The 17,717-nt window shown below is 67.0% G+C and carries 11 protein-coding genes, 2 rRNA genes and 1 pseudogene; 13 read left to right on the top strand and 1 reads right to left on the bottom strand.

The genetic code is table 11. The features are described 5' to 3' along the window. The first annotated feature begins 323 nt into the window (after positions 1-323). The 8 genes and pseudogenes from K8O92_30950 (at position 324) to recN (ending at position 10,857) form a co-directional block, all read left to right on the top strand. Positions 324-3,436 (top strand): 23S ribosomal RNA (locus tag K8O92_30950). Between the two features lie 139 nt (positions 3,437-3,575). Beyond that, a 5S ribosomal RNA gene (gene rrf, locus K8O92_30945) occupies positions 3,576-3,692 on the top strand. An 821-nt stretch (positions 3,693-4,513) separates the two neighbouring features. Continuing rightward, a pseudogene (locus K8O92_30940) lies at positions 4,514-5,395 on the top strand (hypothetical protein). A gap of 714 nt (positions 5,396-6,109) precedes the next feature. Further along, complete coding sequence (locus tag K8O92_30935) at positions 6,110-7,000, top strand: HAD-IIA family hydrolase (protein ID UAK32088.1); 891 nt, start codon at positions 6,110-6,112, stop codon at positions 6,998-7,000. 25 nt (positions 7,001-7,025) lie between these two features. Beyond that, positions 7,026-7,316 carry a hypothetical protein gene (locus tag K8O92_30930; GenBank protein UAK32087.1) on the top strand — a complete coding sequence of 97 codons (291 nt, stop codon included), beginning with the start codon at positions 7,026-7,028 and terminating at the stop codon, positions 7,314-7,316. 1 nt (position 7,317) lies between these two features. Further along, entirely contained in the window at positions 7,318-8,139 is an 822-nt protein-coding gene (locus K8O92_30925) for a TlyA family RNA methyltransferase (protein UAK32086.1), read from the top strand. Further along, positions 8,136-9,095 carry an NAD kinase gene (locus K8O92_30920; protein UAK32085.1) on the top strand — a complete coding sequence of 320 codons (960 nt, stop codon included), beginning with the start codon at positions 8,136-8,138 and terminating at the stop codon, positions 9,093-9,095. The genes K8O92_30925 and K8O92_30920 overlap by 4 nt, the downstream gene beginning before the upstream one ends. Then, positions 9,073-10,857 (top strand): DNA repair protein RecN, encoded by a 1,785-nt coding sequence (gene recN / locus K8O92_30915; protein UAK32084.1) that lies wholly within the window; start codon positions 9,073-9,075, stop codon positions 10,855-10,857. Before K8O92_30920 ends, recN begins: the two co-directional genes overlap by 23 nt. 9 nt (positions 10,858-10,866) lie before the next feature. Here recN and K8O92_30910 read toward each other — a convergent pair whose 3' ends face one another. After that, entirely contained in the window at positions 10,867-11,286 is a 420-nt protein-coding gene (locus K8O92_30910; GenBank protein ID UAK32083.1) for an SRPBCC family protein, read from the bottom strand. Positions 11,287-11,865: 579 nt separating this feature from the next. Between K8O92_30910 and K8O92_30905 the strand changes: the two genes are divergently transcribed. The 5 genes from K8O92_30905 (at position 11,866) to xerD (ending at position 17,603) form a co-directional block, all read left to right on the top strand. After that, positions 11,866-13,080, top strand: a complete 1,215-nt coding sequence (locus tag K8O92_30905; GenBank protein UAK36041.1) for a thiamine pyrophosphokinase — start codon at positions 11,866-11,868, stop codon at positions 13,078-13,080. A gap of 10 nt (positions 13,081-13,090) precedes the next feature. Continuing rightward, a complete protein-coding gene (locus tag K8O92_30900) occupies positions 13,091-14,035 on the top strand; it encodes a copper transporter (protein UAK32082.1) in 945 nt (314 codons plus the stop codon). A 233-nt stretch (positions 14,036-14,268) separates the two neighbouring features. Then, positions 14,269-15,990, top strand: a complete 1,722-nt coding sequence (locus K8O92_30895; protein ID UAK32081.1) for a CTP synthase — start codon at positions 14,269-14,271, stop codon at positions 15,988-15,990. A 4-nt stretch (positions 15,991-15,994) separates the two neighbouring features. Then, the gene (locus K8O92_30890; GenBank protein ID UAK32080.1) at positions 15,995-16,651 is read left to right on the top strand and encodes an NUDIX hydrolase; all 657 of its coding nucleotides are present in this window, start codon (positions 15,995-15,997) and stop codon (positions 16,649-16,651) included. A gap of 7 nt (positions 16,652-16,658) precedes the next feature. Beyond that, positions 16,659-17,603: a site-specific tyrosine recombinase XerD gene (gene xerD / locus K8O92_30885; protein UAK32079.1), complete on the top strand. Its 945-nt coding sequence runs from the start codon at positions 16,659-16,661 to the stop codon at positions 17,601-17,603. Positions 17,604-17,717: the final 114 nt, after the last annotated feature.

The following is a 17,717-nucleotide window of genomic DNA, read 5'->3' as shown; positions in this document are numbered from 1 at the left end:
AGGAGCATCTCCAGTGAGTGTCCCGTGGAGTCGGGATCGCTTCTGGCAGAGCCGCTTATGTCCCCGAATGTGGGACTGCGGAGCTCATGGGTGGAACGCTGACATGGGCCGATCGTTCTCGGAGTCTTTGTGATGATGAGGGTCGGATGTAGTCGACACACTGTTGGGTCCTGAAAGAACAGACGTTCTTTCCAGGCAAAAAATACGATCCGTTCGGATCTCCGGTTCATACCGCGGGGCTTTGTTGCTTCGGCTGGTGTCGGGTTCGGGTTCGAGTGGGTGTGTTGTTTGAGAACTGCACAGTGGACGCGAGCATCTTTGTTTTGTAAGTGTTGAAGAGCGTTCGGTGGATGCCTTGGCACCAGGAGCCGATGAAGGACGTAGGAGGCTGCGATAAGCCTCGGGGAGCTGTCAACCGAGCTGAGATCCGAGGATTTCCGAATGGGGAAACCCGGCACGAGTGATGTCGTGTCACCTGCCGCTGAATATATAGGCGGTGTGGAGGGAACGTGGGGAAGTGAAACATCTCAGTACCCACAGGAAGAGAAAACAATTGTGATTCCGTGAGTAGTGGCGAGCGAAAGCGGATGAGGCTAAACCGTTCAGATGTGATACCCGGCAGGGGTTGTCTGGACGGGGTAGTGGGGCCCATTTTCCTATCACTGCCGTGGTGGGCAACAGTCAGAAAAGTGCGTGTTAGTCGAAGTGGTCTGGAACGGCCTGTCGTAGAGGGTGAGAGTCCCGTAGGCGAAAATGCGTGCTCTGTTGTAGTGGGTGCCCGAGTAGCAGCGGGCCCGTGAAATCTGCTGTGAATCTGCCGGGACCACCCGGTAAGCCTGAATACTCCCTGGTGACCGATAGCGGACTAGTACCGTGAGGGAAAGGTGAAAAGTACCCCGGGAGGGGAGTGAAATAGTACCTGAAACCGGACGCTTACAATCCGTCAGAGCCTTCCCTTCGGGGTGGGGTGATGGCGTGCCTTTTGAAGAATGAGCCTGCGAGTCATCGGTGTGTGGCGAGGTTAACCCGTGTGGGGTAGCCGTAGCGAAAGCGAGTCCGAATAGGGCGGTTGAGTCGCACATCATGGACCCGAAGCGGAGTGATCTACCCATGGCCAGGGTGAAGCGACGGTAAGACGTCGTGGAGGCCCGAACCCACTTAGGTTGAAAACTGAGGGGATGAGCTGTGGGTAGGGGTGAAAGGCCAATCAAACTCCGTGATAGCTGGTTCTCCCCGAAATGCATTTAGGTGCAGCGTCACGTGTTTCACGCCGGAGGTAGAGCTACTGGATGGCCTAGGGGGCCTACAAGCTTACCGAAGTCAGCCAAACTCCGAATGCCGGTGTGTGAGAGCGTGGCAGTGAGACTGCGGGGGATAAGCTTCGTAGTCGAGAGGGAAACAGCCCAGATCGCCGGCTAAGGCCCCTAAGCGTGTACTAAGTGGAAAAGGATGTGGGGTCGCGAAGACAACCAGGAGGTTGGCTTAGAAGCAGCCACCCTTGAAAGAGTGCGTAATAGCTCACTGGTCAAGTGATCCTGCGCCGACAATGTAGCGGGGCTCAAGTACACCGCCGAAGCCGCGGCATTCCAGTATTATCTTGCTTTCGAGCCAGGAGCTGGGATGGGTAGGGGAGCGTCGTGCAGCCGTGGAAGCAGCAGTGTGAACTAGTTGTGGAGGCTGTGCGAGTGAGAATGCAGGCATGAGTAGCGAAAGACGAGTGAGAAACTCGTCCGCCGAATGACCAAGGGTTCCTGGGCCAGGTTAATCCGCCCAGGGTGAGTCGGGACCTAAGGCGAGGCCGACAGGCGTAGTCGATGGACAACGGGTTGATATTCCCGTACCCGTGTATCCGCGCCCAATGGCGAGTCATCTGTGCTAATCGTCCTGAACTGGATGGACTTCCTTCGGGAAGCCGGAAGGGGATGCACGAGACCCTGGGTGTAGTAGTCAAGCGATGGGGTGACGCAGGAAGGTAGCTGGGCCAGGTGATGGAGTACCTGGTGTAAGCCTGTAGGGCGAGTGGTAGGCAAATCCGCCATTCATGTGCCTGAGAGGTGATGCGTAGCCGATTGAGGCGAATTCAGTGATCCTATGCTGCCGAGAAAAGCCTCTAGTGAGTTGGTACACGGCCCGTACCCCAAACCGACACAGGTGGTCAGGTAGAGAATACCGAGGCGATCGAGAGAACTGTGGTTAAGGAACTCGGCAAAATGCCCCCGTAACTTCGGGAGAAGGGGGACCACGTCTGGTGACGAGATTTGCTCTCCGAGCTGGGTGTGGTCGCAGAGACCAGAGAGAAGCGACTGTTTACTAAAAACACAGGTCCGTGCGAAGTCGTAAGACGATGTATACGGACTGACGCCTGCCCGGTGCCGGAAGGTTAAGAGGACCGGTTAGCGTTTTCGGACGCGAAGCTGAGAATTTAAGCCCCGGTAAACGGCGGTGGTAACTATAACCATCCTAAGGTAGCGAAATTCCTTGTCGGGTAAGTTCCGACCTGCACGAATGGCGTAACGACTTCTCTGCTGTCTCAACCACAGACTCGGCGAAATTGCATTACGAGTAAAGATGCTCGTTACGCGCGGCAGGACGAAAAGACCCCGGGACCTTCACTATAGCTTGGTATTGGTGTTCGGTACGGTTTGTGTAGGATAGGTGGGAGACTGTGAAGCGGGCACGCCAGTGTTCGTGGAGTCGTCGTTGAAATACCACTCTGGTCGTATTGGACTTCTAACCTCGGACCCTGATCGGGTTCAGGGACAGTGCCTGGTGGGTAGTTTAACTGGGGCGGTTGCCTCCCAAAATGTAACGGAGGCGCCCAAAGGTTCCCTCAGCCTGGTTGGCAATCAGGTGTCGAGTGCAAGTGCACAAGGGAGCTTGACTGTGAGACTGACGGGTCGAGCAGGGACGAAAGTCGGGACTAGTGATCCGGCACCGGCATGTGGAAGCGGTGTCGCTCAACGGATAAAAGGTACCCCGGGGATAACAGGCTGATCTTCCCCAAGAGTCCATATCGACGGGATGGTTTGGCACCTCGATGTCGGCTCGTCGCATCCTGGGGCTGGAGTAGGTCCCAAGGGTTGGGCTGTTCGCCCATTAAAGCGGCACGCGAGCTGGGTTTAGAACGTCGTGAGACAGTTCGGTCTCTATCCGCCGCGCGCGTCAGAAACTTGAGGAAGGCTGTCCCTAGTACGAGAGGACCGGGACGGACGAACCTCTGGTGTGCCAGTTGTCCTGCCAAGGGCACTGCTGGTTGGCTACGTTCGGAAGGGATAACCGCTGAAAGCATCTAAGCGGGAAGCCTGTTCCAAGATGAGGTTTCTCACCACCTTCGAGTGGTTAAGGCCCCCTATAGACCATGGGGTTGATAGGCCGGAACTGGAAGCACGGTAACGTGTGGAGGTGACCGGTACTAATCGGCCGAGGACTTACTGACAAAGGTTGCTACGCGTCCACTGTGCGGTATCTGAAACAACACACAGATACCCCGGCTTTTTCCCATGAACCCCCCTTCTTTACCGGGGTGGGGTTGGTGGGTGGGAGCGCGCGGGGGTGTGTGGATAGTTTCATAGAGTTACGGCGGCCATAGCGGTAGGGAAACGCCCGGTCCCATTCCGAACCCGGAAGCTAAGCCTGCCAGCGCCGATGGTACTGCACTCGACAGGGTGTGGGAGAGTAGGACACCGCCGGAACATCCTTCGAGATAGGGGACCCAGAATCTGGGTCCCCTATCTGCGTTTGAGCATCTGACAGAGCTCCGACGAACCTTGCCGCGCCCGCTCCCCACCGCGGGCGCGTGATTGAATCTGTGGGTACAACCTCTCTTCGCGACACCAAGAAAGGCAGCACCGTGCCGGAACAAAACGACGATCGGAAGCCCTTCCGGCGCGGCGCTCCCGATCCCGGGTCCGGTCGGCGCGGCGACAACCAGGACTCGGCCAAACGCGGCGGGGGATTTCAGCGCCGCGCCGACTCCGGGGAAGGCGGGGGCTTCACCCGCCGCGGGGAATCGGGCGGACAGAGCCGACGGGACAGTTCATCCGACCGGGGTGGTCACCAGCGGCGCGAAAGTTCCGGCGGGTTCAACCGTCGTGGTGACAACGCGGGTTCCGGCCAGCGCGGTGGCTTCGGCGAGCGTCGTGGTTCCGGCGACCGGGGTGGTTTCAAGCGCTCTGAGTCCGGCGACCGGAGTGGTGACACCGGTGGTTTCCGGCGTGGCGGCGACGCGGCCAAGGGCGGCGGGTTCCAGCGACGGGACGAGTCCGCGGGCCGGAGCGGCTCGGGCGATCGTAGTGGATTCAAGGGCCGGAGCGATGCCGGAGAGCGGCGCGACGAGACGCGCGGTGGATTCCGATCCAGAGAGGACTCCGGTGCTCGCGGTGGGTCCGATCGTGGCGAGACGCGCGGTGGATTCAACCGGCGCCGTGAGGATTCCGGCGACCGTAACGCTGCCCGCCGCGGTGAACCGAGCGCGCGCGGCGGGTTCGGACGACGCGGAGATTCCGCGGAGCGCGGTGATGCGGGACGACGGGCTGACTCCGGCTTCCAGCGTCGAGATGACGCGACCCAGCGCCCTCGACCGGATCGCGATGCCCGCAGGGGCGGCGAAAACCGCGAGGATCGCGCTTCACGCGGTGACGCATCGCAGGATCGCCGTCGAGGCGGGGAAGGCGCCCGTGAGAGTGCGGGCCGTGCCCTCGACCGCCGCCCGCCGCGGCCGGAGGAGCCGGATCTGCCGGACGAGGTGCAGGCCGCCGATCTCGACACGGCAGTGCGCCGTGATCTGCTCAGCTTGGACAAAGGCAACGCCGAAACGGTCGCCCGTCACCTGGTGATGGCCGTGCGCCTGCTCGACGACGACCCGGGCCTGGCTCTCGCGCACGCCAGGGCCGCGCGGCAGCGTGCCGGACGGATCGCCGTCGTCCGTGAGACCGCGGGCGTGGTGGCTTACCACGCCGGCGAATGGGCCGAGGCATTGTCGGAACTGCGCACCGCGCGCCGGATGTCCGGCGGCTCCGGGCTGCTGGCCGTCATGGCCGACTGTGAGCGTGGTCTGGGACGCCCGGAACGCGCGATCGAACTCGGTCGCAGTGACGAGGCGCGCGCCTTGCGCGGCGACGAGGCGACCGAGCTGCGGATCGTCGTCGCCGGCGCGCGGATGGATCTCGGCCAGTACGACCAGGCCGTCGTTACCTTGCAGACCTCGGATCTCGATCCCTCCCGGACCGGTTCCGCGGCGGCCCGGCTCTTCTACGCATACGCCGACGCCCTCGTCGCCGCCGGCCGCACGGACGAGGGCCTCACCTGGTTCCTCAACGCCGCGTCGGCCGATCTGGACGGCGAAACGGATGCGGAAGAACGCGCCGCCGAACTCACCGGGGAAAACAACATCTGATCCTTGCGATGCAGAGAGCATTCGGCCGCGACGTCCACTGCGACGAGCGGTCTCAGCAGATCGAGGCGGAACGAACGGGCGGCTCGTAGGGCCACACTCGCTCACATCAGGCGGGCCGACGCTTTCCCTTCTGAGGTAGCGGTGGCGCGGTAGGCGCCTAGTGGTTGGTCGTGCCCCGTAGGTCGCCCGGCGTCCTACGGTCTCGGTTTCGCGGTGACCGCGTACACCCGTGGCAGGCTATTCATTCTGACGTGCGACGTGCTGAGACCCATGGTGCTGAGTTCGATCGGCAAGAGAGACTGTGATGGGCGCAGCGGGCAAATCGGATGCTCGTCTTGCCCTGCGGTCGCACGAGTCGCGCCGCGCATCTTGCTTGGCTCCATCGCATGCCACGGCTCCGGCGATCCGGGAGGCGGGCCGACCGACCGCCTGGTTCGAGTATGGGGAAGCGTTCGCCGCGCGAGCTGGTTGTGGTGGCGGTCATACCTCTGGGGAAGGCGTGCGAGGAGGGGAGGAAGCCCCAGCCCTCCTCTGCGAAAGTGCGCTGTGACGCCTGCGATCCGCAGTATCCGAGTGTCTGATGCCACGTCTTCCGGGTCCGTGGTCTGGCGTAGGGTTCGAGTGTCTCGGCCTCACCGAGCGGCTGTGCTGCCGGAGGGGTCCGGCGGTTATGAGTCGGCACGGCGCCGATCGGTGACACGGAGTGAGAGTGGTGTGAAGCGGCTACGAGATCGCTACCGAGCCCTGCTGCTGGATCTGGACGGCACGCTGTATCGCGGTCACGAGGTGATCGAGGGGGCGCCGGAGGCGCTGGCCGCGGCAGGACAGGCGGAGCAGCGGCTGGTGTACGTCACCAACAATGCCAGCCGCGGGCCGCACGTCGTGGCCGTGCATCTGTCGGAACTCGGCTTCCCCGCGTCTCCCGACGACGTGGTCACCAGCGCCCAGGCGGCGGCACGGTTACTGGCCGAGCGGCTCGGCCGGGGAGCGCGGGTGCTCGTCGTCGGCACCGACGACCTGGCCGCCGAGGTGGACGCGGTCGGGCTGCGCGCGATTCGGCGCTTCGACGGCGACGCTCCCGCCGCTGTGGTGCAGGGACATTCACCTCACACCGCATGGCCGGATCTCGCCGAAGCGGCCTACGCCCTGCGCGCGGACGCACTCTGGGTCGCGGCGAACACCGACCGGACGCTGCCGAACGAACGCGGCCTCGCGCCGGGCAACGGTGCGATGGTCGCCGCGCTGCGCACCGCTTCCGATCGGGAGCCGATCGTGGCGGGCAAACCGCATGCGCCGCTGCTCGAGGACGCTCTCGTCCGAGCCGGTTCCCGCAGCGCCTTGGTGGTGGGCGACCGTCTCGACACCGATATCGAAGGCGCCAACCGGGTCGGGCTCGACTCGTTGCTGGTGCTCACCGGCGTCAGCACCCTGGACGAACTGCGCAACGCCCCGGTCGGGCAGATCCCGACCTATGTCGCAGACACCCTCGACGCCCTCAACCACGCGGTCGTAGCCGCCGAGCCGGAAGCCGACCTCGGCGAGTTGCTCCAGCGCAACCCGGGACGAGCTGTGACGGTACGCGCGTCGGATTCGGAAATCCGATAGCGTTGACGCCACGATGACTACTCCTATGCCTCGTCCGAACGGTCCCGGTACGGCCGCCGGTCAGCAAGGTCACCGCCCCGGGGCGCCCTTGCCCGGTCAGCACCTGCCGGGCGCGCAAGGGCGTCCGGAGCCCGCCGATCCGGATCGAATCCGTGGCGAGGTCGACAGTCTGCTCGCCGAACTCGACCGCCCCGGCCGGGCCGCGCCCGCGGCCGAGAGCGCGGAGGCCGGAGTCGACATCACCCGTCGCGCTCGCATCCTGGAGCAGGCACATGACGTGCTGGTACAGGCCTTGGCCACGGTGGACAAGATCTGAGGTGGCCAGACGCGCACGGGTGGACGCGGAGCTGGTTCGCCGCGGATTGGCGCGATCGCGAGAACACGCGGTCGAGCTGATCGGCGCGGGCCGCGTCCTGATAGCTGGAACGGTCGCGGTGAAGCCGGCGACCGCAGTCGAGGCGGGCACACCACTGCTGGTCCGCGAGGAGCCCGACGAGGTCTCCTGGGCCTCGCGTGGCGCGCACAAACTGCTCGGCGCGCTGGAGCGGTTCGAGCCGGAAGGGCTGTCGGTGTCGGGCAAGCGCTGCCTGGACGCGGGCGCCTCGACCGGCGGCTTCACCGACGTGCTGCTCGCGCGGGAAGCGCGGGAGGTCGTCGCGGTCGACGTCGGGTACGGCCAGCTGGTGTGGCGGCTGCGCAACGACGAGCGGGTCAGGGTCTTCGACCGGACCAACGTGCGCGGTCTGACACTCGAAACCATCGGCGGCCCGGTCGAAGTGGTGGTGGGCGACCTGTCGTTCATTTCGCTGAGCCTGGTGCTGCCCGCGCTCGCGGCCTGCGCCGCGGCAGGCGCCGACCTGCTGCCCATGGTGAAGCCGCAGTTCGAGGTCGGCAAGGAGCGGGTCGGTTCCGGCGGCGTGGTGCGTGATCCCGCGCTGCGCGCCGAAGCGGTGCGTACGGTGGCGGCGGCCGCCGCAGGGCTGGGCCTGCGCACTGTCGGTGTCGTGGCGAGCCCGTTGCCGGGTCCGTCCGGCAATGTCGAATACTTCTTGTGGTTGCGTAAGGACGGGCCGGTCGAGTTCGACGGCGAACAGGTCGCGGCGCTGGTCGAGCGTGCGGTTGAGGAGGGTCCACAGTGAACGCGCCGGGCCGGCGCCACGGCCGGGAGATTCTGCTGGTGTCCCATCCGGGCCGCGCGGAGATCATCGAGACCGCCCACCGGGTGGCGAAGATCTTCGCCGACGCGGGCATCTGCCTGCGTGTGCTCGCCGACGAGGCGGACAGCACGCGATTCGCGGCCGAGCCGGGAGGCTATCCGGTGTGCGTGGTCGAACACAGCCCGCAGGCCGCGGTCGGTTGCGAGATGGTGCTCGCGCTCGGTGGCGACGGAACCTTTCTGCGCGCCGCCGAGTTGGCGCGCCCGGCAACGGTGCCGGTGCTCGGTATCAACCTCGGCCGCATCGGTTTTCTCACCGAGGCGGAGGCCGAGCATCTGGACGATGCGCTCGCACAGGTGGTCCGGCGCGACTACACGATCGAGCATCGGATGACGATCGACGTCACGGTCCGGGTCGACGACGAGATCACCGACAGCGGTTGGGCGTTGAACGAGGCGAGCATCGAGAACGCTTCCCGCATGGGCGTGCTGGAAGTGGTGCTGGAGGTCGACGGCCGGCCGGTGTCGGCCTTCGGCTGCGACGGCATCCTCATCGCGACGCCGACCGGATCGACCGCCTACGCCTTCTCCGCGGGCGGTCCTGTGGTGTGGCCGGAACTGGAAGCGTTGCTCGTGATTCCGAGCAATGCCCATGCTTTGTTCGCGCGCCCGCTGGTCACCAGCCCGGATTCGCGGATCGCGGTCGAGTCCGTGGCGACAGGTCACGATGCGATAGTTTTCCTGGACGGCAGGCGCACGCTCGCACTGCCCAGCGGGGGCCGGGTCGAGGCGTTTCGCGGCGCCGAACCGGTGCGCTGGGTGCGGCTGGACTCCGCACCGTTCGCCGACCGGATGGTGCGGAAGTTCCAATTGCCCGTGACAGGCTGGCGTGGCCGACGGCGAACGGAGAGCACGAGTGCTGACAGAGATCAGGATTGACGGCCTTGGCGTCATTTCCAAGGCGACCGCGCAATTCCATGCGGGCCTGACCTGCCTGACCGGCGAGACCGGCGCGGGCAAGACGATGGTGGTGACCAGCCTGCATCTGCTCAGCGGCGCCCGCGCGGACGCGGGCCGCGTGCGGCTCGGCGCGTCCCGCGCCGTGGTGGAGGGCCGCTTCACCGTCGACGACGTCAACGAAGCCGCCCGTGCCGAGGTCGCGCAGGTGCTCGAAGCGGCCGCGGCCGAGCAGGACGACGACGGCAGCGTCATCGCGATCCGCACGGTCGGCAGCGATGGACGCTCCCGTGCCCATCTCGGCGGCCGCGGCGTCCCGGCCTCGGTGCTGGCCGACTTCACGGCGCCGTTGCTGACCGTGCACGGCCAGAACGATCAGCTGCGTTTGCAGCGCCCCGAGCTGCAGTTGTCGGCGCTGGACCGATTCGCGGGCGACACGGTGAGTGCTCTGCTGCGCAAGTACCAGGTGCTGCGCCGATCGTGGCTCGACGCCCGCACCGAACTGCTCGAACGGACCGCGCGCAGCAGGGAATTGGCCCTCGAGGCCGATCGGCTCAAGCACTCGTTGAACGAAATCGACGCCGTCGCGCCCGAACCCGGCGAAGACGTGCGCATCGTCGACGAGGTGCGCAGGCTCAGCGATCTGGATTCGCTGCGAGACGCGGCGGCCACCGCTCACGGTGCGCTCGCCGGAGCGGCCGACGCACCCGAAGACGGTTCCGGCGCGCTGGAAGCGCTCGGCGCCGCGCGCGCCCGCATCGAGGCCGCCGACGATCCGGCGCTGGTCGCGCTCGCGCCGCGCTTGGCCGATGCCATCGCGGTGGTGGTCGACGTGACCACCGAGCTGAGCGGGTACCTCTCCGACCTGCCTTCAGACCCGGGAGCCCTGGATTCGCTGCTCACCCGGCAGGCCGAACTGAAGACGCTGACCCGTAAGTACGCACCCGACATCGACGGGGTGCTCGCCTGGGCGCAGGAGGCGCGCAGCCGGCTCGGCTCGCTCGATGTCTCCGAGGAGGCGCTGGCCAAGCTCGCCGCCGAGGTGGAGACCGCCGCCGATCGGGTGCGCGAGGCGGCGAAGAAGCTGAGCGCCGCGCGGGCCAAGGCCGCGGGCAAGCTGGCGGCCGCGGTGAGCGCCGAGCTGGGTGGCCTGGCGATGGGGAAAGCGCGCTTGGAGGTCGAGGTGCGGCCGCTGCCCGCGAGCGCGCAGGACTCGGCGCCGCTCACCATCGACGGCCGGGAGTTGCACGCCGGGACCACAGGCGTCGACGAGGCGGAATTCCGGCTGTCGGCGCATTCGGGAGCGCAGTCGTTGCCGTTGAGCAAGAGCGCATCCGGCGGCGAGTTGTCGCGTGTGATGCTCGCGCTGGAAGTGGTGCTCGCCGGTTCCGATCACGGAGCGACCATGGTGTTCGACGAGGTCGACGCCGGTGTCGGCGGCCGGGCCGCGGTGGAGATCGGGCGCAGGCTGGCCCGGCTGGCGCGTACCCACCAGGTGATCGTGGTGACCCATCTGCCGCAGGTCGCGGCGTTCGCCGACACGCACCTGGTCGTCGACAAATCCGATGACGGCAAGGGCGCCGTGAACAGTGGCGTGCGTGCGCTCACCAACGACGAGCGGGTGATCGAACTGGCGCGCATGCTGGCCGGTCTCGACGACACCGAGACCGGCCGGGCGCACGCGGAGGAACTGCTGGCGACGGCGCGCGCCGAGAAAGCGGGCGCCGAGGCGGCGACGCGCTGAGCGCGCCGGTCAGCGCACCGCCTTCTGCGCGCCCTTGATGAACTGGCCGATCAGGTTCTTCAATCCGAATTCCAGCACCTTGGCGGGCACCGGCAGCTTCGGGTCGGAGTCCATCGTGTAGGAGACCAGGGTGCCGTTGTCCGCGTCGGCGAAGGTGACGATGCCGACGTGGCGTTTCACCGGCGCGCCCTTGACGATCTTGTACTCCATCCGCTCGCCGGGCACGAGCTTGGTGATCTCCTCGGTGACGCCGACCGGGCCGAGGCCGATCAGGTGCTGGGCGCCGACGCCTTCCCGTTCGGTGAGGCCGGGCTTGACCAGCTTGACCTGCACGGGAATGAAGGGGCTGATGCTCTCGCGGTCGGCGAAGAGCCGATAGACGACCTCGCGCGGGGCGGCGATGACGGCGTCGACGGTGGTGCTGGCCATAGGTTCTCCTCTTCGAACTATCTGTGACCGGCAGCATATAGCTACCGGGTGCGCCACTCGGTGCACGTGTCGTCCGCGTCACACTCGGCGCGGAGCCGTGCGGGCTGGTGATCAATGATCGAAATGCCGACGCCAACCGGTCCTGAATCGGTTCGCGGATCTGCTCCGGGTCGAGCGGCGCAGCAGCCTCGCCAGAAACGTTGGGGTTGTCGCGGCGGCCGACAATCAGAACGGTTTATCGGCGCGGTAGCGGCTCGTTCGCTGAACTTCGAACCGGGCTGTAATGCGGCGCGTGGTCTGGTTGGAAACGCCGGTCGTATCGCCGCGGTTCACACGGCGGCGCGGACGATCGGGCCGAGTGTCATGATCGTCTATCCGCATTCTCGGATTGCTTGGGAAATCCGCTTTACCAGCATAAATATTGAAACTTATGTCGAGCGTCGCGTTGCATTCCGGTGCTGGCGGCCGGATGCCGGGCCTTGTTCGGGCGATCGTCAGACGGAGAAACGGTGGACGAATGCAGGCGATGAGACGGCGCGCCTCCACCAATGGTTGAGAGTTTGCCGCCATCATCGGCGCATGAGGATGCCGGCGCTGTTGTCGAGAAACACCGAAACGCTTCCTGGTCTGATCGGGACGGCCCGGGTGGATCGCAACACCCGGCGGCTGCTCGGGCGGGTCGGGCCGGGCGACATCGTCATCCTCGACGAGATGGACCTGGACCGGATGACCGCCGACCGGCTGGTCGAGGCGCGCGTCGGCGCGGTGATCAACACTTCGCCGTCCATCTCCGGCCGCTACCCGAATCTGGGTCCCGAAGCGCTCGTGGCCAACGGGATCCTGCTGCTGGACACCGTGAGCTCGGACGCGTTCAAGAAGATCAAAGACGGCGTCAAGGTCCGCGTCGTCGACGGCGTGGTCTACGCCGACAAGCTGATCAAGAAGGAGCCGGAGGTCCTCGTCGAGGGCATCGAGCTCACCCGGTCCGCCATCGCGGAGCGGATGATCGAGGCGCGCAATGGACTGGCCGATCACCTGGAAGCCTTCGCGGGCAACACCATCGAGTTCATCCGGACGGAGAGCGCGCTGCTCATCGACGGCTTCGGCGTCCCGGAACTGAACCTGGTGATGAAGCACCGGCACGTGGTCGTCGTCGCAGACGGCCCGGATCACGCCGAGGATCTGCAGCGGCTCAAGCCGTTCATCAAGGAGTACGCCCCGATCCTGATCGGCGTCGGCCGGGGCGCCGACACGCTGCGCAGGCGGGGCTATCGGCCCGACGTCATCGTCGGAGACCCCGACGAGATCACTTCCGCGACGATGAAATGCGGCGCCGAGGTGATTCTTCCCGCCGACACCGACGGCCACGCGAAGGGGCTGGAACGCATCCAGGACCTCGGCATCGGCGCGACGACCTTCCCCTCCTCGGGTTCGGCCGCCGACCTGGCGCTGCTGCTGGCCGATCATCACGGCGCCGCACTGATCGTCACGGCGGGAGCGCCCGCTTCGCTCGACGACTTCTTCGATCGCGGCCGCCGCGACAGCAATCCGGCTACGTTCCTCACCCGGCTCAAGGTCGGCACGAAGCTGATGGACGCGAAAGCCGTCGCGACCCTGTACGGCAGCCGGGTGTCCGGGATCGCCGTCGCGCTGGTGGTGCTGGCGGCGCTGGTCGCCGTGATCGTCGTTTTGCTGGCGTCCAACAGTGGCGGGGACTTCACGGATTGGGGTGTGGACACCTGGAACCGCTTCGCGCGGTGGGCCCAAGGGCAGTTCGGATCGTGGGAACTCTAAAGGGAGAACGATGATATCGATGCGCCGGCACGCCATCTCGATTGCCGCGATCTTCCTCGCACTCGCGATCGGAGTGGTGCTCGGATCCCAGACGCTCGCGGCCGATCTGCTGTCGGGATTGCGGGCGGACAAGACCGATCTGCGGCAGCAGGTCGACACCCTGACCGAGCAGAACCGCAGGCTCGGGGACCAGGCCGGCGCCGCCGACCGGTTCATCGCCGGATCCTCCGGTCGCATCCTCGGCGGTGCGCTCGCCGACCGCGGCGTCGTGGTGTTCACCACGCCGGACGCCGACCCCGGGGACGTCGACGCGGTGACCCGATCACTCGAGATGTCCGGCGCCGGCGTCACCGGCCGGATCGCGCTGACCGAGGCATTCGCCGACGCGACCGAGGGCGACCGGATGCGCACGGCCGTCACCAACGTCATCCCGGCGGGTGCGCAACTGCGTACCGGCGCGGTGGACCAGGGCAGTATGGCCGGTGATCTGCTCGGCCTGGTCCTGCTGTTGGACCCGGCCAACGGGCAACCTCGGGGCACTCCGCAGGAGCTCGAGCTGGTGCTGGAGACCCTGCGCGGTGGCGGTTTCCTCGCCTATGGTGACACGCCGGTCCGGCCCGCGCAGCTCGCGGTCGTGATCACCGGCGACGGCATCGACGCCGCCGAGAACAGTGCTGGGGCGAATATCGCCCGCTTCGCCGGAGCCCTGCGTGGCCGTGGCACCGGGGTGGTCCTCGCCGGTCGCGCCGGCGCCGCGGACGGGCAGGGGCCGATCGCCGTCGTCCGCGCCGACGCCGCGCTCGCGGCCCAGGTGAGCACCGTCGACAACCTCGAACGAGAGCTCGGCCGCGTCACCACCGTGCTCGCGCTCGGTGAACAGCTCGGCGGCGGCGCGGGCCGCTACGGCACCGGCGCCAAAGCCGCCTCGCTGACCCTGGCCGCGGTCCCGGGCTGAGCGGCCCGACGACTTCCGTCACCGCCGGAGCCAGGGGATTCCCGCGCCCGCTCGGGCCTCCGACAACCGTTGCGGTGGGTCGCCCGGCTCCGGCTACCGGTCACCCGTGCCCAGCGTGACGCGACCCGGCTCACACTCGGGCCGCCGATGCTCTGATCGGCGGCCTGGCGACTGGTGAGCAAACTCGCGTGGCATTCGAACGGACGGGCGGATTCGTGTTACCGTGAAGACCCGTGGGTCAAACACGGATTCAGGCGCGAACGGCCACGAAGCACATCTTCGTCAGCGGTGGTGTCGCCTCCTCATTGGGTAAAGGTCTTACCGCCTCCAGCCTCGGTCAGCTGCTGACGGCGCGTGGGCTGCGCGTCACCATGCAGAAACTCGACCCGTACTTGAACGTCGATCCCGGCACGATGAACCCGTTCCAGCACGGCGAGGTGTTCGTGACCGAGGACGGCGCGGAGACCGACCTGGACGTCGGCCACTACGAGCGCTTCCTCGACCGGGACCTGTCCCGGGACGCGAACGTGACCACCGGGCAAATCTATTCGTCGGTCATCGCCAAGGAGCGCCGCGGCGAGTACCTCGGCGACACGGTGCAGGTGATTCCGCACATCACCGACGAGATCAAGCACCGGATTCTCGCGATGCGCGGCCCGGATCTACAGGGCCAGACCCCGGACGTGGTGATCACCGAGATCGGCGGCACCGTCGGCGACATCGAGTCGCAGCCGTTCCTGGAGGCGGCCCGCCAGATCCGCCACGACGTCGGCCGGGACAACGTCTTCTTCCTGCACGTGTCGCTGGTGCCCTACCTCGCGCCGTCCGGTGAGTTGAAGACCAAGCCGACCCAGCACTCGGTGGCGGCGCTGCGCAATATCGGCATCCAGCCCGACGCGCTGATCCTGCGCTGCGACCGCGAGGTCCCGCAGGCGCTGAAGAGCAAGATCGCGCTGATGTGCGATGTCGAGGTCGACGCCTGCATCTCCACCCCGGACGCGCCGTCGATCTACGACATCCCGCGCGTGCTGCACCGCGAGGGCCTCGACGCCTACGTGGTGCGCAGGCTGGGCCTGCCGTTCCGGGACGTGGACTGGACCGTGTGGGGCGACCTGCTCGACCGGGTGCACTCGCCGCGCGAGACGGTCGAGGTCGCACTGGTCGGCAAGTACGTCGACCTGCCCGACGCCTATCTCTCGGTGACCGAGGCGCTGCGCGCGGGCGGTTTCGCATCGCGTGCCAAGGTGAACATCCGCTGGGTGCCCTCCGACGAGTGCGAGACCCCCTCCGGCGCGCAGCACGCGCTGCGCGACGTGGACGCCGTGCTGATTCCCGGCGGATTCGGCATCCGGGGCATCGAGGGCAAGGTCGGGGCGATCCACTACGCGCGCAACCGCGGCATTCCCCTGCTCGGCTTGTGCCTCGGGCTGCAATGCGTGGTGATCGAGGCGGCTCGCAGGGTGGGACTCGCGGAGGCGAACTCGGCCGAATTCGAACCGGACACACCGCATCCGGTCATCTCCACCATGGCCGACCAGGAGCAGGCCGTGGCAGGTGAAGCCGACCTCGGTGGCACCATGCGCCTCGGGGCGTATCCGGCCACCCTGGCGAAGGGCTCGGTCGTTGCCCAGGCCTACGGCAGCGAGCAGGTCTCCGAGCGTCATCGTCACCGCTACGAGGTGAACAACGCCTACCGCGACAAGATCGCCGAGAGCGGGTTGAAGTTCAGCGGCACCTCGCCGGACGGGCATCTGGTCGAGTTCGTCGAGTTGCCCGCCGACGTGCATCCGTTCTTCGTCGCCACACAGGCGCACCCGGAGCTGAAGAGCCGCCCGACCCGTCCCCATCCGCTGTTCGCGGCGCTCATCTCGGCGGCGCTGAGATACAAAGCGGCCGAACGACTCCCGGTGGACATTCCCGGTGAAGAACTCGCGGGTGCGACGGAAAAGGCGTGACGGCATGACCGACGGGGGAGCTGCCGAGCCGGGTAGCCACGACTTCGAGATCGTCTCCGGCAAGACCGTCTACAGCGGCGCCATCCTGGCGTTGCGGCTCGACCAGGTGCGGATGCCGGGCGGGCGGGTCGTCGAGCGCGAGGTGATCGAGCACCACGGCGCCGTCGCCGTCGCCGCTATCGATGACGACGACAACGTGGTGCTGATCAACCAGTACCGTCACCCGATCGGCAGGCGGCTGCTCGAGCTGCCCGCAGGCCTGCTCGACCTCCCCGGCGAGGATCCGCTCCTGGCAGCGCGCCGGGAGCTGGCCGAGGAAACCGGGTTGGCCGCCCGGGAATGGGCGGTTCTGGTGGACGTGGTGCTCTCGCCCGGATTCACCGACGAAGCGCTGCGGGTCTACCTGGCGCGGGATCTGTACGAAACCGACCGCCCGGAGCCGGAACTGGAGGAGGCGGACCTGGAAGTGGTCCGCATGCCGGTCGACGAGGCCGTCCGCGCCGCGCTGGCCGGGGAGATCGTCAACGCCACGGCGGTCGCGGGCGTGCTCGCGCTGGCGGCCGCGCGAGCGGGCGGCATCGACCCGAGGCCGCCGGACGCACCCTGGGACGGGCAGCCCACGGCCTTCCTCCGCCGCAAGGCGGAGGGGTCCGAAGACTGACCCGAAGGTGCTCGGTCGCGAGCTCGACGCCTATCTCGACCACCTCGCCGTCGAGCGCGGCGTCGCGCCCAACACCTTGGGCGCCTACCGGCGCGACCTCGGTCGCTATCTCGACTTCCTGGCCGGGCGCGGCATCGGCTCGCTCGACGGGGTCGCCGAATCCGACGTCGCCGAGTTCACCGTGGCGTTGCGCTCGGGCGGTGGCGGGCACCCCCCGCTGGCGGCGAGTTCGGTGGCCCGCGCGCTGATCGCGGTGCGCGGCTGGCATCGCTTCGCCGCCGCGGAGGGACTGACCGGCACCGACGTGGCGCACGCGGTCAAGCCGCCCGCGCCAGGACGCAGGTTGCCCAAGGCGCTGCCCTACGACCAGGTGCTGAGATTGCTGGAGGCGGCGGGCGGCGGGCCCGCTGAGGCCGCGGGAGGAGCCGACGGCGGACCGCGCGGCCTGCGTGACCGCGCGCTGCTGGAATTGCTGTACTCCACCGGCGCCAGGATCTCGGAAACGGTCGGCTTGGACGTCGATGATCTCGACATCGAGGAACGGGCGGTCGTGCTGCGCGGCAAGGGGGGCAAACAGCGCTTGGTGCCGATCGGACGTCCCGCGCTCGCTGCCGTGGACGCCTACCTGGTCCGTGGACGGCCCGTGCTCGCCGCGCGGGGAAAGGGCAACGCCGGAGCCCTTTTCCTGAATGCCCGCGGGGCGCGATTGTCACGGCAGAGTGCCTGGCAAGTCCTGCACACCGCGGCCGAACGCGCGGGTATCGCGGCGGTGGTGTCGCCACATACGCTGCGCCACTCCTTCGCCACTCATTTGCTCGACGGTGGCGCCGACGTGCGTGTGGTGCAGGAGTTGCTCGGCCACGCCTCGGTGACCACCACCCAGATCTACACCCTCGTCACGGTCAACACCATGCGCGAAGTCTGGGCCACCGCACATCCGAGAGCGCGGTGACCGTCTCCGCGAGTCCCTCTGGGGGAAGACGGAATCCAGAGCGGAACAAATCGGACTGCGGTCCGGTTGTTGTGGAGCGGGCGTGCGCATTCGATCGCGGCCTTCGGACCACGA

The organism is Nocardia asteroides (assembly GCA_019930625.1).
GTDB classification, from domain to species: domain Bacteria; phylum Actinomycetota; class Actinomycetes; order Mycobacteriales; family Mycobacteriaceae; genus Nocardia; species Nocardia sputi.
Note: the sequence above shows the minus strand (reverse complement) of the source record. Positions and strands in the feature narration are given on the sequence as shown.

Coding starts and splice junctions, on each gene's coding strand:
- K8O92_30900 (UAK32082.1), top strand. CDS start 13,091: ATGATATCGATGCGCCGGCACGCCATCTCGATTGCCGCGATCTTCCTC.
- K8O92_30905 (UAK36041.1), top strand. CDS start 11,866: ATGAGGATGCCGGCGCTGTTGTCGAGAAACACCGAAACGCTTCCTGGT.
- K8O92_30930 (UAK32087.1), top strand. CDS start 7,026: ATGCCTCGTCCGAACGGTCCCGGTACGGCCGCCGGTCAGCAAGGTCAC.
- K8O92_30890 (UAK32080.1), top strand. CDS start 15,995: ATGACCGACGGGGGAGCTGCCGAGCCGGGTAGCCACGACTTCGAGATC.
- K8O92_30910 (UAK32083.1), bottom strand. CDS start 11,286: ATGGCCAGCACCACCGTCGACGCCGTCATCGCCGCCCCGCGCGAGGTC.